General features: G+C 30.8%; 19 protein-coding genes. 5 read left to right on the plus strand and 14 right to left on the minus strand.

The window, feature by feature from the left end; genetic code table 11:
• Positions 1–216: 216 nt before the first annotated feature.
• The 6 genes from PZA12_RS17060 to PZA12_RS17085 form a co-directional block, all read right to left on the minus strand.
• Entirely contained in the window at positions 217–1,554 is a 1,338-nt protein-coding gene (locus PZA12_RS17060; RefSeq protein ID WP_103699289.1) for a hemolysin family protein, read from the minus strand.
• A gap of 339 nt (positions 1,555–1,893) precedes the next feature.
• On the minus strand, positions 1,894–3,117 hold the full coding sequence (trxB, locus tag PZA12_RS17065) for a thioredoxin-disulfide reductase (RefSeq protein WP_103699290.1): 1,224 nt from the start codon (positions 3,115–3,117) through the stop codon (positions 1,894–1,896).
• Positions 3,118–3,124: 7 nt separating this feature from the next.
• On the minus strand, positions 3,125–3,451 hold the full coding sequence (locus PZA12_RS17070; protein ID WP_065416119.1) for a thioredoxin family protein: 327 nt from the start codon (positions 3,449–3,451) through the stop codon (positions 3,125–3,127).
• A 242-nt stretch (positions 3,452–3,693) separates the two neighbouring features.
• On the minus strand, positions 3,694–5,742 hold the full coding sequence (locus PZA12_RS17075; protein WP_103699291.1) for an alkaline phosphatase family protein: 2,049 nt from the start codon (positions 5,740–5,742) through the stop codon (positions 3,694–3,696).
• Positions 5,743–5,884: 142 nt separating this feature from the next.
• Positions 5,885–6,712, minus strand: coding sequence for an ABC transporter ATP-binding protein (locus PZA12_RS17080; RefSeq protein WP_103699292.1), 828 nt, complete (start codon positions 6,710–6,712; stop codon positions 5,885–5,887).
• Between the two features lie 15 nt (positions 6,713–6,727).
• Positions 6,728–7,768, minus strand: a complete 1,041-nt coding sequence (locus tag PZA12_RS17085) for an ABC transporter substrate-binding protein (protein ID WP_103699293.1) — start codon at positions 7,766–7,768, stop codon at positions 6,728–6,730.
• A gap of 174 nt (positions 7,769–7,942) precedes the next feature.
• Between PZA12_RS17085 and PZA12_RS17090 the strand changes: the two genes are divergently transcribed.
• On the plus strand, positions 7,943–9,376 hold the full coding sequence (locus PZA12_RS17090) for a DDE-type integrase/transposase/recombinase (protein WP_168983577.1): 1,434 nt from the start codon (positions 7,943–7,945) through the stop codon (positions 9,374–9,376).
• 302 nt (positions 9,377–9,678) lie between these two features.
• Here PZA12_RS17090 and PZA12_RS17095 read toward each other — a convergent pair whose 3' ends face one another.
• The 3 genes from PZA12_RS17095 to PZA12_RS17105 form a co-directional block, all read right to left on the minus strand.
• Positions 9,679–10,488, minus strand: coding sequence for an ABC transporter permease (locus tag PZA12_RS17095; RefSeq protein WP_103697720.1), 810 nt, complete (start codon positions 10,486–10,488; stop codon positions 9,679–9,681).
• A gap of 611 nt (positions 10,489–11,099) precedes the next feature.
• The gene (locus tag PZA12_RS17100) at positions 11,100–11,438 is read right to left on the minus strand and encodes a hypothetical protein (protein WP_026888713.1); all 339 of its coding nucleotides are present in this window, start codon (positions 11,436–11,438) and stop codon (positions 11,100–11,102) included.
• Between the two features lie 417 nt (positions 11,439–11,855).
• Entirely contained in the window at positions 11,856–12,503 is a 648-nt protein-coding gene (locus tag PZA12_RS17105) for a TetR/AcrR family transcriptional regulator (protein WP_077837667.1), read from the minus strand.
• A 152-nt stretch (positions 12,504–12,655) separates the two neighbouring features.
• Between PZA12_RS17105 and PZA12_RS17110 the strand changes: the two genes are divergently transcribed.
• Positions 12,656–14,323 carry an MFS transporter gene (locus PZA12_RS17110; RefSeq protein ID WP_103697721.1) on the plus strand — a complete coding sequence of 556 codons (1,668 nt, stop codon included), beginning with the start codon at positions 12,656–12,658 and terminating at the stop codon, positions 14,321–14,323.
• A 378-nt stretch (positions 14,324–14,701) separates the two neighbouring features.
• Here PZA12_RS17110 and PZA12_RS17115 read toward each other — a convergent pair whose 3' ends face one another.
• The 4 genes from PZA12_RS17115 to PZA12_RS17130 are packed head-to-tail and all read right to left on the minus strand — an operon-like array spanning position 14,702 to position 16,469.
• Positions 14,702–15,007 (minus strand): hypothetical protein, encoded by a 306-nt coding sequence (locus tag PZA12_RS17115; RefSeq protein ID WP_077841818.1) that lies wholly within the window; start codon positions 15,005–15,007, stop codon positions 14,702–14,704.
• Positions 15,000–15,527, minus strand: a complete 528-nt coding sequence (locus tag PZA12_RS17120) for a hypothetical protein (protein ID WP_077841819.1) — start codon at positions 15,525–15,527, stop codon at positions 15,000–15,002. The genes PZA12_RS17115 and PZA12_RS17120 overlap by 8 nt, the downstream gene beginning before the upstream one ends.
• Entirely contained in the window at positions 15,508–15,960 is a 453-nt protein-coding gene (locus PZA12_RS17125) for a hypothetical protein (protein ID WP_103697722.1), read from the minus strand. The genes PZA12_RS17120 and PZA12_RS17125 overlap by 20 nt, the downstream gene beginning before the upstream one ends.
• On the minus strand, positions 15,957–16,469 hold the full coding sequence (locus PZA12_RS17130; protein WP_103697805.1) for an RNA polymerase sigma factor: 513 nt from the start codon (positions 16,467–16,469) through the stop codon (positions 15,957–15,959). Before PZA12_RS17130 ends, PZA12_RS17125 begins: the two co-directional genes overlap by 4 nt.
• Before the next feature lie 241 nt (positions 16,470–16,710).
• Between PZA12_RS17130 and PZA12_RS17135 the strand changes: the two genes are divergently transcribed.
• Entirely contained in the window at positions 16,711–17,760 is a 1,050-nt protein-coding gene (locus tag PZA12_RS17135; RefSeq protein ID WP_077841822.1) for a galactose ABC transporter substrate-binding protein, read from the plus strand.
• A gap of 141 nt (positions 17,761–17,901) precedes the next feature.
• On the opposite strand, the gene PZA12_RS17140 is transcribed toward PZA12_RS17135, so the two are convergent.
• Positions 17,902–18,330, minus strand: a complete 429-nt coding sequence (locus PZA12_RS17140; protein ID WP_103697723.1) for a PTS sugar transporter subunit IIA — start codon at positions 18,328–18,330, stop codon at positions 17,902–17,904.
• 109 nt (positions 18,331–18,439) lie between these two features.
• Here PZA12_RS17140 and PZA12_RS17145 point away from each other — a divergent pair, with 109 nt between their 5' ends.
• Positions 18,440–19,354, plus strand: a complete 915-nt coding sequence (locus tag PZA12_RS17145; RefSeq protein ID WP_103697724.1) for a helix-turn-helix transcriptional regulator — start codon at positions 18,440–18,442, stop codon at positions 19,352–19,354.
• Between the two features lie 157 nt (positions 19,355–19,511).
• Positions 19,512–20,633, plus strand: a complete 1,122-nt coding sequence (locus PZA12_RS17150) for a DNA alkylation repair protein (protein WP_103697725.1) — start codon at positions 19,512–19,514, stop codon at positions 20,631–20,633.
• Positions 20,634–20,764: the final 131 nt, after the last annotated feature.

A 20,764-nucleotide genomic window follows, 5' to 3' on the forward strand; every position in this document is an offset into this window, starting at 1 on the left:
ATAATTATCTATCTTGCAATTAACTTCTATATTAATATTTCATAATTAAGGATATATCACACAATTTGCATTAGATATCAATTATAAAACTGCAAATAAAAAGGCTGTTATAAAATAAATTTTTAGAACAACATAAATAGTCTTTAATAAAAAAACAGTACTTATATTATTCTATCTTTTATTCTAAAACAGCCACTTTTATTTTATATTACAGCCTTATAATACAGCTAAAATTTCATCATCTTTCTGAATATAAAGCTTTATCTTACTAATTCTTTTTTCCTTTACTTCTTCTATTTTAAAGATCAAGTTTTCATATTCTATCTCTTGTTCATCTGTATTACTAGGAATACGTTCAAGAATTTCAATAATAAAACCACTCATAGTATCATAATTCTCACTTTTAATATCTGTATCGAAGTAATTATTAAAATCATTAATTGAAAGCATACCTGATATCATAAAAGTGTCATTATCCATTTCTTCTATTGATGGCTCATCCTCATCATATTCATCATCTATATTTCCCATGACTTCTTCTATTAAGTCCTCAATAGAAACTATACCTGAAAATCCCCCATACTCATCTACTAATACAGCCATATGCTTTTTAGTACTTTGAAGTTCCTTAAATAACGTATCAATCTTTCTATTTTCTGGAACAAAATACGGTGGATGCAATATGCTTCTTATATCCACGTTTTCAAATCCATATTTTCTTGCTTGACTAAAGAAATCCTTCATATAAAGAATACCAATTATATTATCAGTATCATCTTCGTAAACAGGAACTCTTGAATATCTTTCATCAATCAATTCATCCAAATATTCCATTAATGGATCTTCTATATTAATCATATATACTTCTGTTCTCGGTGTCATTACTTCACATGCTAATTTATCATCAAACTCAAATATGCTATTTATCATTTCTGTTTCAGTCTTATTTATGACTCCATGTTCTAGTCCAGCTTCCACATAAGATCTGATTTCCTCTTTTGATACTTTTTCACCTAAATCCTCTTTATCAAGGCCAATCAGTTTAACTAATATATTAGTTGATGCTGAAAGCAACCTTACAAATGGAACTGCAATTTTAGCTATAATCACTAATGGTTTTATACAGAACATTGCAATAGCTTCTGATTTTTTAAGCGCTATTCTTTTTGGAAAAAGTTCTCCAAATACCAAGGTAATATAAGATAATACAATTGTTACTAATGCCAACGCAACTTGTCCACTATAAGGAACATTAAGTCCCTTTAAATAAAGAGCTACATCCTTTGATAGTCCTGTTGCTGCTGAAGCACTACTAAAAAATCCTGCAAGAGTTATTCCTACCTGTACAGTAGATAAAAAATTAGTAGGCTCTTCCATAAGTTTCAATAAAAGCTTGGCCTTCTTATTTCCTTCTTCCTCAAGAAGCTTTATTTTATTTTTATTTAATGATACTATAGACATTTCTGCTGACGCGAAAAATGCATTGATCAAAGTCAATATGACTATTAAAATTAATTGTGACGTGATACTCGTCTGTTCCGGGTCTAAATCCATAAAAACATTTCCTCCAACATAAAATTTTTTTAATATAATAATATCACAAGAACTATTTAAAGTAAAATTTCAATTAATTCAAATATTCCTTATTTACATATAATATTAAGTGTTATAGTAATTTGATTCACTAATATTTAAATTTTATAAAATATTATATTAATACTGGGAGTTGCATATGCATTAATTAACTTATTTCATTATATAAATCTTTTATTATATTCTCTTTCATTAATACTGGACTCAAGTCCTGCTACCTCTTAGTATTTATACGATATATTTATATTCTTATTTGTTGATGAAATAAATTTTACTGACTATTACCTTAAAGATGACAAGTTAAGATAATTGACTTTTTAATTGTTCTTTATCCATTGTATATTTTAATCTTTTAATTTCATTACCATGATCTAACACAATTATTTCAGGCACATTTCTAACAGTATATTTTCCTATAAGATTTCTCTTTGTGGCTATATTTACTTCTTTAATCCTATAACAATCAACTAATTCCCTATTTATCTCTTCTAGCAGTGTTCTAAATCTTAAGTTTTCATTAACTAAAGCATCTAAAAATAGTAATAATACTCTTTTTTCACTTTTTAGAATACTTTCATTAAAGTCATTTAATTCTTCAATGTAACGCTCAGCTGCTACAGCCGCAGTTGCTCCATCACTAGCAGCCGAAACAACCTGTCTTAAATATTTAACTCTATTATCTCCTATTGCATAAACTCCTTCAAAGCTAGTTTCCATAAGTTCATTTGCAGATATATACCCTCTTGAATCAACTTCAAGACCGCTGTTTTTTAGAAAATTAGTTGATGGTACCATACCTACAAAGAAAAATACTCCTTGGCAGTTTATATATTCTATATTTCCAGTCTTTAAGTTCTTAATTTTTACTCCTTCAACATTTTCAGTCCCAAGAACTTCCTCTATGGTCGAATTCCAGATAAACTCCATCTTTTTATTGTTTAGAGCTCTTTCGCTACTTACTTTATTACAATCTAGAATCCCTTCATCATGAAGCACTATAACAGTCACTTTACTTGCAAACTTTGTAATATACAGACCTTCTTCAATAGCCTGATCACCACTTCCAACTACTACAACATGTTCTCCTTCAAAAAACTCTGCATCACAAGTTGCGCAGTATGCTACTCCATTGCCTTGGAGTCTCTTTTCCCCAGGGATGTCTAATAATCTAGGTTCACTGCCACAAGCTATAATAATAGCCTTAGCTAAGAATTGCTTTCCTTTTTTAGTGGTAATGAGTTTTTCTCTTAAGGACAAATCAGTATCTACAACTTCATCTCTTAGAAACTCAACTCCAAAGCTCTCTGCATGTTTCTTAAAGTTTTTCATAAGTTCTGGTCCGCTAATTTGTTCATAACCTGGATAATTAACTATTTCCCTTGTTGTATTTACAAGACCTCCAACTACTCCTTTATTAATTACCAGAGTTTTAAGTTTGGCTCTTCCTCCGTAAATTGCCGCTGAAAGTCCTGCTGGTCCACCACCTATGATAATTAAATCGTAGGAATTAGTCACATCGTCCATACTTTTATCACTCCTCAAAAACTTCAGCGATTTTTTCTTCAACTGCATCATCTTCCACATGACCAGCTAATTTTCCTTGGTACTCACCGTCTTTAAAAAACAGAATTTGAGGAACACCTTTTAAAGAAAATCTCTGAAATAAATTCTTTTGTTCTTCAACATCAACATAATAAAAATTATACTTACCATCGTATTTTGACTTTAAATCTTCTAAAATTGGTACTACTCCTTGACATACACTGCAACTTTCCCTAGAAAAAATCACTAGACTGGATTCAGCATTGTCATATATAATTTCATCAAATTCATTAGAATCTAAATGTTGTAAAGACATACTATTCACTCCTCTATAATTATTTTAAAACCGTAATTTTAAGAGACTATAATGCTGGACACCTTATAATCAATTTATTAAATAAATTCATTATAATAATAAGCAAAACTTCTATGCGCTTATTATTTAGTTTTCCTTATAAATTTTCTGCCTATTTTAAAAAGCAGCTATCAGAGTTCTTACTTTCCGATAGCCCTAATTTTCTATAAAAAAAGATGAACTTGTTATTTTTTCTAATATACCTAAATATCTTCTGAGAAAATTTGATAAATTGGAGCTCCTTCACACTGTGCTGGATATCGTAAACCTAATAATACAGAAACTGAAGGTGCAACATCAACTTGTCTTATAATACGTTCAGTTGTAAATCCTGACTTAACACCAGAACCTGCTGCTACAAAGATTGGTGAAACTGATGTATCAAAATATCCTTCTGAAGTTGAAAGGCTATCTCCGTGGAGTCTATTATATTTTTCTTCTATAGAGAAGAATATATCACCACATTCTGGTCCATGAGTACCAATCAAGATAGCATCTTTATTTCTAAGGCATATGCCTACAACTCTTTTACCAGTTTTATCATCTCTGTAATTATACAAGTCAGAGATGATTTGTTCTTCTAAATCATACTTATCTTTTGGATCTACAATACCATGTTTGTCACGGCCTTTTAGATTAATATAAATATAATTACTACGAATCTGGACAGCTCTTGTTTTCTCCCAATCTACTTCTCTTGTTGAATTGCCATCTTTATCTTTTTTCAAAACTGTATAACCAAGCTCTTCCATGACTTTTGTATTTAATCCGCCATATTCACCTAAAATTGGAGGTACATTTTCTCCAACCATAAGCCCATGATCGCTTACAAGTAATACAGTCCAGCCTTCATCTAATAGATGTAGAAATTCACCAATATAATCATCTGTTTGAATATAGAATTTTTCAATAAATTCCTGATATACTTTTTCATCAGTGTAATCCCATGGCTCAAGCGTCTTAGCAAGATGCCATAATTGATGTCCTGCGCAATCAATATTATGAAGATGAGAGAATACTATATCATATTTTTTCTCCTTAATACAATAATTAAGACAATCCGCCTGCCACTTATCGTAAATTGCCCAGGATGGTTCAAAGATTTCCCTCACTAGTTCATCATCTTCTCCGCCGATTAAACTAACAGGCGGAACATGTCCAACATTCTCAGTAATATCTTTGTATAAAGATTTTTGATGCCATAATTGATCATTGGAGATGTCAAGAGCATTACTAATCCAAACTCTAACTTTATTGCCTTGTGGATCGAGTTCTAAAATCTTCATTGAACGGCATGCAGGCTTTGTTACTTCTTTCTTTGTAACATCGTCAATGATACCTGTTACCATCTTATCTTTCTCTAGAATTACGATTGGTTCATCTGCCTTCTTATTTTTATAAATTGCTACTTTATCATATTCACCAGCTTCATTTTTGAGAATTAAGGCTGGACGCCTATTTACACCACTTGAAGTTATTATAGTGAATTCTTTTGCTCCTTCTGGCGCGTTTTTCCATCCCTTTGCATCTTTAAGTGGAGAATTTACAATATCATAAGCTACTTTACTTCCAATAACAATTTCTGTATCATTATCATCCATAACATAGGTACGAATTTCACCACCTTGACGAGCTGTATCTCCCCACCAAAGTTCCATCATTTCATCATCAACTTCATCGTCTAAAGTTCCTTCTAAATCTGTAATTATGCAACCGACACCTGCTGGCTTTTCCACTCTTGGTGCATAGCGAACCTCTTCAATTTCAGGTGAAGCAACAATAACTTTTTCCCAATCAAGTTGTGCAACTCCCATATTAACAGACCCTGGCTGAGTTCCATCTACAACACTTAAGTTTTCACTATGAGAAGTTGGCGGCCAAGAACTGCCTGGCCAATGCCAAACTAATGTTTTTAAATCAGCTTCTGAAGTAATATTCCAAATCTGTTCAGCAGTACAGTTACGCGAATCCATATTATAAACAACTGCATCAAGATTTTCAGAAGATTGTCTCCAATAGCAAGTAATTCCATGTGTTCCTGGATAAGCACCTGTAGCAAGTGTTGTCCAACAAGGTGGTGTAATTGTTGGAATCGCACCAATTTGTCTCAAGTCTTCTCTCGCTGAACCACGTTCAATCAGCTTTTTTAAATTTGGCATTTTTCCTTCTTTTAAAAATTTTTGACTCACTCTTGGATCCATGCCATCTACGCCTAAGACTAATAATTTTTGAGTAAGTGCTGCTCTTTTCATAATATTTATCTCCCTTCAACAATTCTGCTGTTAATGTACCTTTATCAAGAGGATAATAAATCAAATATTTCTATTACTCTTAATATTGATACTTATTTTTGTGAATAGATCGTGCGCTTTCTTTCATATAGCGTATAATTTGTTAAACTTCATTTTCTAAGTCATTTCCCTGAATCAATTCAATTAACGAGTCTCTAAGCTCTCCAAATTCTTCTGAAGATCTGATTTTTTTAAAGCTATTGTCATCATATTGTTGAAGTGGATTTTTAAAATCACTCACAATTCTTCCCGGATTAGCATTCATTACAATAATCCTGGTTGATAAAAGAATCGCCTCTTCCACATCATGAGTAATAAAGAAAAAGCATTTGTTAGTCTCTTTCCATATCTTCTTTAGATGTTTTTGCATAGCTTCTCTAGTTAGAGCGTCTAATGCACTAAAAGGTTCATCAAGCAGAACTACTTTTGAATCTGCAGCTAATGTTCTTGCAATTGCTGCACGCTGCTTCATTCCTCCGGACAATTGATGAGGAAGCAGTTTTCTAGCTTTTTCTAAACCAACTAAGTTAACATAATGATTTACGATTTCTGCTCTCTCTTTTTTAGGAATCTTCTTCATCTTAAGTCCAAATTCAATATTCTTTTCAACACTTAACCAAGGAAAGATGTTAGGCTGTTGAAAAACAACTCCTACATCTGGATTTGGCTTAGTGTGCGGTGCTCCATTTATAAGTACTTGCCCTGAGATATCTGTATTATATCCAGCAATAGCATTTAATAATGAAGTTTTCCCACATCCAGACGGTCCAAGAACACAAACAAAATCATCATCAAATAATTTAAGCTCAATGTCATTTAAGACATTCGAATACTCTTTTCCATTTTTATATATTAGATTAACATTTTTCAATTCAACAGAACAATTTGCTTTTCTCTCTTCTTGTCTATTTATTTCAACTAACGATTCCATATTATATCTCCTCTATTAATTATATAAATCGTTTCTTACCGCCTTCTTGAAAGTTTCAATATCTGGTGAAGTAGTAACTGCTTTTTGAGTTAACAAGAAATCACTTGTATCCTTTAAAATTTGTGGTAGTTTACCTTGCTTGTCTGATGTTCCTATATATTGTGCTTGCTCAGACTTATCTAAAACAGAAATTTGATTCATAGCTTGCTTTGTATCTTCAACGCTTAGCCCAAGTTCTTGAGATAATGCTTTAACCACATCATCTGATTGAGTTTTATATGACTTAGTAGCTTCATCTAATATATCAATATATGCCTTAACTACATCTGGATACTTAGCTGCAAAGTCATTATTTACAATACCAAATTCACCAGTAACAGCTCCGCCTTTAGCAACATCTTCAGATGAAAGTATTACTTTTCCACCATCTGAAACTAGCTTTGATTGTGCTGGCTGCCAAATGTAAGCTCCATCAATTTCCCCTCTGCTCCATGCCGCTATAATGTCTTGTGCACTCATATCTAAAATAGTTACATCTTTTTCTGAAATATTATTTTGTTTTAATGCAGCAAGTAAGCTATAGTGTGAAGTTGAACCAAATGGAGTTGCAATTTTTTTGCCTTTTATATCTGCTAAAGACTTAATTACAGATGTATTTTTTGCAACAAGTGCCTCACTTGAACCGATTATATCATGTAAATAATAAATTTTATAAGGAAGGTCATTAACAATTCCAGTTGTTCCTGGAGGTGTACCAATAGTTGCAATATCTATAGATCCACTAGCCATTGCAGCATTTACATCACGCCCAACATCAAATTGAACATACTTAATTGAAACTCCTGGGAATTTTTTTTCAAGTAACTTTTCACCTTTTGCAAGAAGTTCTCCATTTGGAGACTGAAAATATCCCAAACGTATTTCTTTTGGCAGCGCTGAATCTGAAGCTTGAGTATTCCCTGTTGTACTAGCTGTTTTTGCTCCTGAGCAGCCTGTTATTAAAATACCAACGGATAAAATAGCTGACAGAAGTACTGTATATTTTTTAATTTTCATAAATAACACTCCTTTAAATATCTCGGTACTGTCAAAGTTTTTTATCTAACTAAGGCAGCAACCCTTTAATTTTTCTTATTTTTTATATAAATAACTTGCCACCCCCAAAAAGTTAAGATATTTTATACTTGCAAAACAAAAACACTGAACTAAAAAAGGAGGCAAGCTATTACCATGATTAATAAGTTTCTTCTTGAAACTGTAATTTATCTTATTGAAATTATAAAGTATCTCATGACTTTGCTGGTTGGCAAAAACTTGCTTAAAAGCATTTCGGACGAACCTGTTAAGAAAGAATACCGAAAGCTTCAAGTAGATGATCAACCAATCTTTGATGTTCCCGAAAAACTTAACTATAAGCTTCTAATAGCTGAATATGAGTTTAAGCACGGCAAAGAATTTGCTCCTGTGAAACCTCGCAAAAACAAAGCGTTAGCTCCTAAGGATGTTATCTGTCCTAAGTGTGGTGCTCCACATACCTATCTTTACGATAATAACGGAGGCCGAGGACAATATCTTTGCAAAGTCTGTGATACCACATTCAATCCTAAAAATTACTATCAGAAATCCATAGTGTTAAGATGTCCTCACTGCAGTAAAACACTTGAAAGAATCAAGGCGCGTAAGGATTTCTACGTTTATAAGTGTAAGAATGATAATTGCTCTTTTTACCAAAATAATCTTAAATCAATGACAAAATCTGAAAAACAAGATTTTAAGAAGAATCCTGGTAAGTTCAAAGTTAGATACATATTTAGAGATTTCACTTTTGACTTTAAGCCACTTTCTAAAGAAAGTCCGGTAAAATCAAAGGTTTCTCTTCCAAACATTATGATTTCTTCTTACACCTTAGGACTCATTCTAACTTACTACGTTAACTACGGTTTATCTTCCAGAAAGACAGCTGCATTGCTTAAAGATATTCATGATATTAAAATATCTCATCAAGCAATTTTAAACTATGTTAATGCCGTTTCAATTGTAGTTAAGCCATTTATAGATAACTACGATTATAAACTTTCTGACTCTTTCTGCGGCGATGAAACCTACATAAAAGTTAACGGTAAGTGGAACTATATTTTCTTCTTTTTTGATGCTGTTAAAAAGATTATTCTATCTTACAGAGTATCACCACATAGAGATACCGAAACGGCTGTAAAAGCCATCGATGATGTTCTAAGTAAGTTAAAAGAAATACCTGAAGATCTTAATCTTATAACTGATGGTAACCCTATATATCTTCTTGCACAGCACTTCTTTGCAAGCCATAGTATAAAATTCGATGTTACTCAAGTTATAGGCTTAACCAATAAAGATGAAGTTTCAAAAGAATATAGGCCATTGAAGCAAATTATTGAACGTCTTAACCGAACCTTTAAAGGCAATTATAGAGCTACTACTGGCTTCGGAAGTCCTAACGGGTCGGTTGCATTTGTAACTATGTTTGTGGCATACTTTAACTTTCTAAGACCACATTCTGCCCTTGAAGGCAAAACTCCTGTAATCCTTGAAGAGTTAGAGTCAATGTCCAACATGCCTACTAGATGGTGCAAATTTATTGAACTATCTCAAGACTTTGTTCTAAATAACTGTACAATAACTGCCTAATGATCTAAAGCAGTTGGTGAAACGCACCCTTGACACGCCCACAAAGATAAATGGTAAAATATCTCAATAGGCGGGTCTATTAGTCATGTTCAAAATTATCATTCACCCGTCCTTAACTGCCTAAGACCATTTATCTTTAGGTGTGTCAAGGGCAACTAGCAAACATAATTTAACATTAAATGGTAGTTGGATTGATTTTTCATATATTTTTTACACTACCAATATCTCTATGTACCTGCTTGTACATTGATTGATTTTATTAATAATCTACTATTACTCAATATAAAGAACTTTCTATTTTTTTATTTTTCTAGCCATGGTGAAGCTTTTCTGATCAAAAATCTCACGAAAGAATCTAATATAATTGCTATAATTCCCATAATTATAACTCCAACATAGACAATATCATTTCTAAGATATTTACTTGCATCTAATACCATCCAGCCTATTCCTGATACAGCTGCAACCATTTCTGCTGCAACTAAAGTTGCATAAGCAACACCAATGGCTGTTCTAAGACTAGTTAATATATCTGGTAAACATGACCTGAAAATAACACTAATAAAAAGATTTATTCCTCTTGCCCCTAATGATTTAGCTCCATTAATTCTATCTAGTGGTACCTTTTGAACGCTAAATATAACCCCAATTAATAAAGGTGCAAATGCATTTAAAAATAATAAAATAATTTTAGATTCATCTCCAATTCCAAACCACAGCACAATTAATGTATAATACGCTAGTGGTGGAAGCGGACGATAGAATTCAATAAACGGATCTATAATCGCCCTTACAATCCTTGAGCTGCCTGCAATAAGTCCTAAAGGAACACCAATTATTATCGCAAAAAAAATAGCAATGAAAAGTCTCTCCATACTTATTGCAATATGAGATAACAAGCTTTCTCCTTTATAACCTTGCTGAACTAATTCAATAAATGCCTGCCATACTTTTTGAGGAGATGGAAGAAATACTTGATTAATCAAGCCTTTGCTCGTGGCAATTTCCCATACAATAAAGAACATGATTACAGAAGTAAAAGAAATGCCAATATAAAAAATTTCACCTCTTTTTCTTTTCACTATTTTCGTAGCTATGTCTTGATTATTCATATAGGTTAATTTCCCTCCCCCATTTCTTTTTACATCTATTTTTCATACATATCCCCCTTCTTTACTTTTCCTATAGAATTACTATGATTTAATTTTAAATATATCTTACTAAACCATCCAAGTATTGTCAATAAAAAAATACCACAAATCATATCAGAAAAGTACGATTTATTTTTCCAAAAAATATATAGTAACTTGAAATATGTTTATATATTAATATAAACCCTGATAATATCACACGGCTCAAGAAGTTCAATTATTGAACAATGTAATACTATCATTGTTCAATGTTCAACACAATAAGTTCATGTATTTTTTTCACATTTATAGTAAAATTATTTTGATATATATTTACACTAACTAAATAAGTAATCCCTTAACGGTACTTATGAAAATTATTTTTACTATTGAATTCCAAATTATGTTTTATCGTAAAAGCAAAAAACACTTAAAGCTCCTATTTTGCTCTAAGCATTTTTTATATTCTAAACATTTTATAACTTACTTTTTTCACAGTAGTAATATATAAAAATTATATAAAATAGAGACAGCACTGTACTACTACCTTGCTCTCTCTATTTCTTAATTTTTATTATAAAAAATCTGTTACTCTAATTACATCTAATGCTATTTATACACCTTACAGCAGCTTCTTTTGCATCTTGGCATCCTTCTTGTGCACCTTCTTGGTATCCTTGACAATACCCTTCTTCACGTCCTGCTTCTACTCCTGCACAATATCCATCTTTGTATCCTTGATTATAAGCATCTTCTAATGCACCAGCTGAAGGGTAATTTCTCCTACAATGACATTGCACATTTTCCCCAAGAGTTCCATTACAATTGCATCGTACATTTTCTCCAAGAGTTCCGTTACAATTATTATTATTACTTACAGCTCCAAGAGTATTAGAATTTCTATATCTTCTTCTATGACATCTGTATCCCATTTCTTTTCCTCCGTAAATTATCAAATTTATAATCTTTTGATTAAACTTCTAATTATATACTATGCTAATTTACTATATTTGTTATTGCTTTTACGATATACTCTCTAATAATTGCTCATAAAATAGAAATTCCGCATTTTCATAAATATTAATAAAAGTTCAACAGTAGTTGCGTATAAAAATTTCAACTTTACGTATACTATGAATGGGTTTATTCTTAAACCTAGGCATTCATTCTTTGCCCCTTTATTGGGGCTTTTTTAATATATACAAATAATACTAATAATATAAATTTAATCTATATATAAGTGTATGTAATTCTATGAAGAAAATTTTTCACTATAATAAGAATATCGTTATCTTTATGTTAAAAGATAATGTTGACTCCGAAGCCACTCGTGCCAGCAAATTAATATTCTATGTTATCTTTATATAATTTGTACAATCTTTAAACAAGCAATACAGCATATTTACACATTTCTCAATACACAAATCTATGTCCTTAATTTCATCATCAAATTTAATTCTATGGCATACATCATCTGTAATAAAAAGTGAATAATGATAAAATATTTTTTCGTCTTCTTTACTTTTAAAAGGTAAAGACAAAGCTTTGAAAATTTCTTTAATTTTATCTTTTCTCTGCTCATCATATTCTTTTCTCAAAGCAGCTACATCTTTATCTAATAGTGTTAATGCTTCCATTTCATCATGAAAAGTTTTAGAAAAGTCATGATAATCTAACATCATCTTTATAAATACTTTAAATAGTTGTTTTACTACTTTAGCATTATCAAATTCCTTATCAGCATTTTCTAACCAATAATCATGACTTGGATAATCAAATCTTTGGTTAATCCTCCCAATTACCTTAAGATAAATTTCCTTCTTATCTTCAAAATAGGCATATACAGAACCTGTTGCTACATTGGCTTCATTAGATATATCTGCTGTTGTAGTATTATAATAACCTTTTTCATTGAATAATTTGTAAGCCGCTTCTAAAATTCTATCGTATTTTTCTAATGCTCTTTTTTGTGTTGGTATTCTTGTCTTTCTTTCCATCTTTATCACCTATATAAATAATAAAAGATAAAAAAATAAAAGTCAATAAAATATGAAATTCATTTCATGTATTGACTTTTAATTTTTTCCAGCGTATTATATGAATATGAACTTTGTTTCATATTTTATAATATAATTTTTTGGAGGATATCATGAATAAAAAACAAAAAGTATTAGCATTTATTTCACTGGCAATAGCTTGCTTCTTAACAGTATTAGATTCAACCATAGTTAATGTATCTTTACCTTCTATGGCTGATTATTTCAACACAGATATAACAGGAATATCATGGGTAAGTACCGCGTACTTAATTCCATTCTCAGCTCTTTTAATAAACTTTTCTAAAATTGCAGATATTTTTGGAAGAAAGAAACTATTTATAATTGGTCTTATAGTATTTGGTACTTCATCAATACTTTGCGGGCTTTCCACTTCCCTTTCCATGATTATAATTTTTAGAATCATGCAAGGGATAGGCGCTGCAATTCTTGCTCCATTAGCCATTCCTTTAGGTATCGAACTATTTGGTAAAGATGCCATGTCAAAACTTGCTATTGCAATTGGTATGATAATTTCTATAGCTGCTGCTTCTGGTCCTGTTGTTGGCGGAGTCTTAAATGAAGCCTTTGGCTTTAAAGCAATATTCTATGTAAATGTTCCTTTTATAATCGTCTCTTTAATCTTTGGGGCTCAATGTCTTACAGAATGTTATGATAGAACAATTGAAAAGCGAATAGATTTTATTGGCTCTATATTATTAGCTTACGGAATCGGAGCACTAACCTTTTTCCTTGTTAAAGGAAGCACTTATGGCTGGGGTAGTACAAAAATAGTTACTTTAATAATAACATCAGCAATTTCAATTATTGCTTTCTTAATATATGAACTAAGATCAAAGAATCCAATGATAGAATTTAAATTATTCAAAATAAGAAGCTTTACTTCTTCAATAATAATAGTTGGAGTAATATTCTTTGCTTATATGCCTATATCTTATTTAATGAATTTCTATCTAGAAAACCAATTAGGTTATTCTGTTTTAAAATCTGGGCTTATTTTAGGTATAGTAAGTGGTGTTTCATTTCTCACCTCTCCAATCTTTGGAATTATATCTAAGAGGTATGGTGCTAGAATTATTTCATTATTATCCATAATTTTTGTATCTTTAGGTGATCTTATGCTTGTATTTATGAATAATTCAAACAATATGGAGATAATTTATGGCGCATTCATTGTAGTAGGACTTGGTGTTGCTTCAACCTCTCCATTATATAAAAGTGCATTTGACGAGATTTCAAAAGATAAGAATGGTCTGGCTTCAGGAATACTGAACAGCTTTAGGCAACTAACTGCCTGTTTAGCTATAGCCTTAGTTTCAACATTAAGCAGCTATTACACTACTCAAGCTATAGATAATTCCAAAAACAGAATAATAGAACTTGTTAATAACAATACAGTTCTTGAGGATCAAGTGAAATCTACGATAATTGATAAAATACAAACTGCAGACACCAGCAAAAATACTTCCTTTTCGAAAGATATGGTTGATAAATTAATTAAAGACAAAGAGGATACTGTGTTAGCTTCTGTTCCTGATAAAACGAAGCCAGCTATAGAAGAAAACTTTAATACTCAAACAAAAGAAATCCATAAGGTCTTAGATAACATGACTGTCATAAAAAATGATGAAAGTAATAAAGTTTATAATAAGTGCTTCCTACTCACAGCAATTATCGCAATTTTAGGATTAGCGGCAGTACCTTTTAATAAAATGAAAGAAACTGAACTTGGAAAAACCAAACCAGAATTTGTAGTATGAATATTTCAAAATAACCATTGAAATGACATTAATATTTTCAGTAAAGTAACTCTTATCATATTATAATATAGAAGTTTTATTTTTCAATATAATATTTATTTTTCAGCATTCTGTTGATAATTATACTGCTTAATTCTAATTACAGTAAATAAGCCCAAGACAGTTCGATATGCCTTGGGCTTATTTTTTACCATAGCTATTGACGCTTAGATATATTACTATCTATAGTCAAGTCTTCATTCTAGCTAAAATGATATGCACTCATTTGAATTACTTTTATATAATAAATTTATTATTCACTTTTCATCTATCAACCATCAAATCGTAATAAATATAACTTTAATTTATAAATCGAAATATTTACTCCATAAATTCCGATTAAATTGTTGCTCCAAACTGTGGCGAATGAGTAACTATAAATTCCGCTCCTCCCATTCCCATAGCAAAGAAAACTAAAATAATAACTAATATTATTGCGCTAAAATCATATTGCATTTTTTCTTGATTATTTATTATATAAGCTGCGATAATCTCTATTCCAACACTTACTAAGATAAGTGGCCACATTGATACAATTAAAAGAACACTAAGGTTAGTTATAAACAATCTAAGTAAAAACATTATCCCAAATATAACTAAAGCAAGTCCCGAGGTTAGCGTTCCTACCTTACGCCCCTTAATCATCTATCTCACTCTCCATTTTTTTCCCCTTGATAAGTTTTATCCCAAGTGTAACTATTGCTACTCCTATTATTACTTTAGGAATATCTCTCATTAAATCATAAATAATAAAACGGCGTAGTTCATATGGAATATATGGTTCTAAAATACTCATTATATTTTCTATAACTAAATATACACCTAAAAATAAGCATATAACTCCTACTGTAAGTTTACGTTTCTCAAATATATCTTTGTCTAATTTTGCTAGCTTATCAATAGAAAACAAGTACTTATCCTCTAAAAGTAAAAGTTCATCGTCATTTAAACTCATTCTATTAGCACAATCAAAAAAAGAATAAAACCAAATAAGTGGTGCTATATATAATAGCGGTCCTATGTTAAGCCAAGAAGAAAGAAATATTAAAAAGAAGAATACAGACATAAAAGATACTCCTATTTTCATAAAACCCATATACATATGTCCTGCACCTGGCAACATTGAAAAAACAAAAGTCAAAAATCTACTTTTTCTCTTGATCATTATTAAAAACCTCCAGTTTAATTATTTTTTCAGAAAAGTTATTAAGATTTACATTAACCGAATCTACAATCCTAGAATCCAATGGTTTAACATGATTTGTCGCTTTATTAACCAAAGAATTTAATCCATTTGAAAAAACCAATATTAATGCCACACTAGCTGCAACTGCAACTTTAACACAATAAAAACGGAACTGAATCTTGCTTTGCCTCTTACTTTTTATTTTAATTTGTACTTTTTCTTGAAAACCTAAAGGAGCTTCTGCAAGTTCATCTTCTTTAAAACTATCAGCAAATTCACCAGCACACATTTGGCAATCACTAATATGTTCTAATATATCAATCATTTCTTCGTCGCCTAAAATATCAAATTTAAGCATTGTTAATGTTTCTTTAGTTAAATGACCTTCTTTATCAAATAATCTATTATTCACATGAACTCCTCCTTCCATAAATCCTTTAACATTTTTTTTGACCTGTAAAGTTGCGTTTCCAAGGTTTTAATATTCTGGCCCGTTTCCTTTGCCAAATGTGATAGTTTGACATCTTTGCAAAAATAGTTTGTAGCTACAGTTCTATATGGCTCTTTTAGCTTATTGCATAAACTTTGTATTCTCTCTGTAGTATTCTTTTTAACTACTGTTTCCTCCGGTGAATCTCCTCTATACTCAAGATCTTGGTACTCATCTTCTGACAAACTAACTGTTTTTCTCGCCTTACTCTTAAGATAATCCTTACACTTGTTTGCAGCAATTTTAGCAAGCCAAGCCTTAAGGTTATCACCATCAAAGCCTTCCCAATTTTGATATGCTGATAAAAATGTTTGCTGAGCCAAATCTTCAGCATCAAAATAATTTTTTGTGAAGGATAAACAAATAGTGATAATTAACCGTTCATATTGTTTTATGCAATTTGGAAATTGTTCTTTTTCAATATCTATCACCACCTTAATTAATCCTTACATTAAATATAACGATCAATAAATAAAAAACACTTCAACTTTTTTTAAAATTATAAAAAATTTATTAATTTAAATTAAATAACTTTGCTTTCTCACTATAAAATGTCTTATTCTTATAAAACATTTTATAAGAATAAGACTCTTAAAATGAATAATTTTTTTAATACAGGACAACCTAATTACATGTGTATTTCAAATAATTTACTAACTATGGAGGACAACAATGAAGCTTTTTAAAAATGCACTATCTCTTATAATAATTTCAATATTACTCTTGCATAACATTGAAATCTCTGCATACGCTAGCCCAAATGCTAATTCTCAAAATCAAGTTAAAATTGCAGTATTCCTAAGCAATTTTAATTCACCTTTTATTTCAAGTTTAAAAAAAGATTTAGAGGCAGTTGAAAAAGAAAATAAAAATAGAGTCCTGTTTACATTCTTTGATTCAAAAGGTAATGAAACTATTCAAAATCAAAATATTGATGAGTCATTTAATCAGAACTTTAATCTGTTTGTGGTAGACTTGGTTAACTCTAGCACAAATTTTTCGCAAAATGCCCTTAGCAAAATATTCAATCATAATATTCCGCTGATTGTAACACTAATTCCAAGTGACCCCATAATAAATTATATTAGAACTTATAATCGAGCTGTCATAATTGGTGCAGACGATGCCCAATCTGGTTCTATTCAAGGAAAAATTCTTACTGACACATGGAATTCTAATAAAGAAATCTTAGATAGAAATAAAGATAATGTAATGCAGTATATTATGTTAAAAGGACCCATTGGCGATCCGTCAACACCTTTAAGAAGTAAGTATTGTATTCAAACAATTAATGATGAGGGTATAAAAACAGAAGAACTTCTATCGTCTACATGCAATTGGAATAAAGATTGTGCAAGAGACGACATACAATCTTCCCTCCTAAATCTATATAGTAGGATTGAGGTTATAATTTCTAATAATGATGCTATGGCTATTGGTGCTATTGAAGCACTTCAAAAATATGGTTTTAACAAAGGCGGCAATTCAAGATGCATTCCAGTTGTTGGTGTAGATGCAATACCAGAATCTAGGAAACTAATAGATCAAGGCTTTATGACAGGTACAGTTATTCAAAATACTCGTGCTTATGCAGATGCCATACACTCTGTAGGATTGAATTTAATTTCTGGTGCTCAACCACTTAGTCATACAAACTATGAATTTGATGGAACTGGTCCTATAATCAAATTGCCTTTTCATGAATATATAAAAAAACAATAATTTTCTATTTTCATAAACTTTATTCTATAAATAATTCCTTATAGGTCATATAAACGTATATACTATCATAAAATTTATAATTAACATTTTAAATGCAAATAGGAGAACTTCCTCCCATTCAGGTTTAGTTCTCCTATTTGCTCATAATATGTCATCATCATCTAAATTCCTGCCTGCTTGTTTCTCCAATTGTTTTATGGCGTTTTTGCCCCCATTTTTTGCAATCTCTAATAGCTCTGAAAGGCTTGATGAAATATCTCTGCTCGCAAAAACTTCTAATAGCATTGGCATATTAACTCCAGTTATTACCTCCATATCTTCCTTTTCTAATGCAATCATACTAGCAGCATTAAATGGACTTCCCCCAAAGAGATCAACCATGACTAGAATTCCTTCTGTACAATTTAATTCTTGTATAAGTTTATTGTATTTCTCTAATAAATTCTCAATTCCCTCTCCTGGCTTAAATGTAATACATCCAATATTCTTTTGTTCTCCATAGATCATTTCTGCAGATTTAACTAACTCTTTAGATAAATCTCCATGAGTTCCTACAATTATTCCTATCATTAAAATTACCCCTTTTAAAGTTTTTTCGGTTAGGCTTTCTATATTAATGATATAATATGACATTATGTTGTCAAGTTATATATTATATATTTATATGTGAGGTGATATTATGCAGATTAGCAGATTGTTTCAAATTATATATATTCTACTCAAAAAAAAATCAATAACAGCAAGGGAACTATCAGATCATTTTGAAGTATCTGTCAGAACAATTTATAGAGATATCGACGCTCTATGCCAGGCTGGAATTCCTATATATTCAAGTCAAGGTAAAGGAGGCGGTATTTCATTAGTAGATAAATTCATTTTTGATAAATCACTATTTTCTGAAGTAGAACAGGATAAAATTCTACTTGCTCTACAGAGTCTTTCCGCTGTAGGATACGATGATATTAATGATGTATTATCAAAATTAAGCAATCTTTTTCAGAAAAGTGATATTAATTGGATTGAAGTTGATTTCTCAAACTGGGGTAGTGAGAAAAAACAAAAAAAGATCTTTAATCTAATAAAAGAATCAATACTAAAGCAAAAAGTAATTAATTTCTCATATTTTAGTGCTGACGGTATGAAAAGTAATAGATATGTTGAACCTTTTAAATTGTTATTCAAAGATAAATCTTGGTATCTACACGGATATTGTCTTCAAAGAACAGCGTTTAGAACCTTTAAGATAACTCGTATGAGTGATATTAATATTACAGATGAAAGTTGTATACATCAAGATTTACAAGATCTTATTAATGATTCACCATCAGAAAAATTCAGTGAACTAATTCATCTTAAGCTAAAAGTATCATCAGAAGGTGCCTATAGAGTATATGATGATTTTGATGAAGAAAATATAACTATGAATAAAGATGGCTCTTACTCTATAGACATTTCGATGCCTGAAGGTGAATGGATTTATAATTATCTTCTTTCTTTCGGGGCAATGTTGGAAATTATAGAGCCTATAGATATCCGAAACGAAATTATTAACCGTTTAGGCAACATGATAAATAAATATACTTCCAAAACTTGACATAATGTAGTCAAGTTTAGTTTATTAAAATAATAATAAATAAAATTTAACTGTATAAGGATTACGTCATTAAAATATTTTATTATATTTTAAATTCAAATTATAATAAAATATCAAGTTTTTGATACAGTAGTCACAAGGAGATTATGAAATACTTATGAGTGAACCATTAAAAAATATTTATACGTTAGAATTTTTAAATGATTTTGCAAATAAAATACACAATGTTTATGCAGAATTTAATAAGAACGATTTTGTTGCTTCAATTTTAGCTTATCCGTGGGATGAATTACCTTTAAAGGCTCGTATTCATAGAATAGCTGAAATATTAGGTAACTACCTTCCTAATGATTTTGAAAATGCACTAAATATCTTATTCTCTATTAATGAAAGCTGTGTGGGATTCCCATATCTATTCTTTCCTGATTTTGTTGCTACATATGGACGACACGGGGAATATTTTGAGCTTTCCATGAATGCTTTAGAACGCTTCACTCAACAATCATCGTCAGAGTTTGCGATTCGACCCTTTTTATTGAGTGACTCTAACAGTGTAATGAAATATATGATGAAATGGTCATTATCTCCCAATGAGCATATACGGCGTCTTTCAAGTGAAGGTTGTCGGCCACGTCTTCCTTGGGGAATAGCTCTTCCGATGTTTAAAGCCGATCCATTACCTGTTTTTAAAGTGTTAGAAAATTTGAAAGAAGACGACTCTCTTTATGTACGCAAGAGTGTTGCTAACAACCTTAATGACATTTCAAAAGATAACCCTGACGCTGTTTTAGCGATAGCGGAAAATTGGATATGTCATAATCAAAATACTGATTGGATTTTAAGACACGGCTGTCGCACTCTTATTAAAAGAGCTAATCCCAATGCAATGTCACTCTTTGGTTACACTAGCTCTTCAGCTGAAAATCCCATATTTAGAAATGCCTCAATCTCTGCTCAACCTAACCACCTTAAAATTGGAGGCAGTTGTGAGTTGAATTATTCACTGGATATAGACTGGGGTTCCCCAGTACATATCCGCTTGGAATATGGCATTGATTTTATAAAATCAAATGGTAAACCATCACGTAAATTATTTTTTTTATCTGACAAAACATTGTTACCTAATGCACATTTACAAGGTACGCGTATACATAGCTTTGCAGATCTTACTGTCCGAAAGCATCATCCTGGCATTCATAAAATTGTCCTTATGGTTAACGGCATAGAAGCTGCGCAGACTACATTAAATATTTTTGGAGGCAAATATGATTATAAATAATCTACTATTGAAATTAAAAAACAGGGGTATCAATAATATTAAACAAACAATGTAATTGCATTATCGGAATATATATTGCATTCAAATACTATTCATATTACATGAATATTTCTACGAAAATTTCATATAAT

The sequence above is a fragment of the Clostridium beijerinckii genome, from assembly GCF_036699995.1.
GTDB lineage: Bacteria > Bacillota > Clostridia > Clostridiales > Clostridiaceae > Clostridium > Clostridium helianthi.

Bases quoted from the DNA above. Each gene is read 5' to 3' on its own strand.
- PZA12_RS17060 (WP_103699289.1), bottom strand. From the start codon at position 1,554: ATGGATTTAGACCCGGAACAGACGAGTATCACGTCACAATTAATTTTA.
- trxB (WP_103699290.1), bottom strand. From the start codon at position 3,117: ATGGACGATGTGACTAATTCCTACGATTTAATTATCATAGGTGGTGGA.
- PZA12_RS17070 (WP_065416119.1), bottom strand. From the start codon at position 3,451: ATGTCTTTACAACATTTAGATTCTAATGAATTTGATGAAATTATATAT.
- PZA12_RS17075 (WP_103699291.1), bottom strand. From the start codon at position 5,742: ATGAAAAGAGCAGCACTTACTCAAAAATTATTAGTCTTAGGCGTAGAT.
- PZA12_RS17080 (WP_103699292.1), bottom strand. From the start codon at position 6,712: ATGGAATCGTTAGTTGAAATAAATAGACAAGAAGAGAGAAAAGCAAAT.
- PZA12_RS17085 (WP_103699293.1), bottom strand. From the start codon at position 7,768: ATGAAAATTAAAAAATATACAGTACTTCTGTCAGCTATTTTATCCGTT.
- PZA12_RS17090 (WP_168983577.1), top strand. From the start codon at position 7,943: ATGATTAATAAGTTTCTTCTTGAAACTGTAATTTATCTTATTGAAATT.
- PZA12_RS17095 (WP_103697720.1), bottom strand. From the start codon at position 10,488: ATGAATAATCAAGACATAGCTACGAAAATAGTGAAAAGAAAAAGAGGT.
- PZA12_RS17100 (WP_026888713.1), bottom strand. From the start codon at position 11,438: ATGGGATACAGATGTCATAGAAGAAGATATAGAAATTCTAATACTCTT.
- PZA12_RS17105 (WP_077837667.1), bottom strand. From the start codon at position 12,503: ATGGAAAGAAAGACAAGAATACCAACACAAAAAAGAGCATTAGAAAAA.
- PZA12_RS17110 (WP_103697721.1), top strand. From the start codon at position 12,656: ATGAATAAAAAACAAAAAGTATTAGCATTTATTTCACTGGCAATAGCT.
- PZA12_RS17115 (WP_077841818.1), bottom strand. From the start codon at position 15,007: ATGATTAAGGGGCGTAAGGTAGGAACGCTAACCTCGGGACTTGCTTTA.
- PZA12_RS17120 (WP_077841819.1), bottom strand. From the start codon at position 15,527: ATGATCAAGAGAAAAAGTAGATTTTTGACTTTTGTTTTTTCAATGTTG.
- PZA12_RS17135 (WP_077841822.1), top strand. From the start codon at position 16,711: ATGAAGCTTTTTAAAAATGCACTATCTCTTATAATAATTTCAATATTA.
- PZA12_RS17140 (WP_103697723.1), bottom strand. From the start codon at position 18,330: ATGATAGGAATAATTGTAGGAACTCATGGAGATTTATCTAAAGAGTTA.
- PZA12_RS17145 (WP_103697724.1), top strand. From the start codon at position 18,440: ATGCAGATTAGCAGATTGTTTCAAATTATATATATTCTACTCAAAAAA.
- PZA12_RS17150 (WP_103697725.1), top strand. From the start codon at position 19,512: ATGAGTGAACCATTAAAAAATATTTATACGTTAGAATTTTTAAATGAT.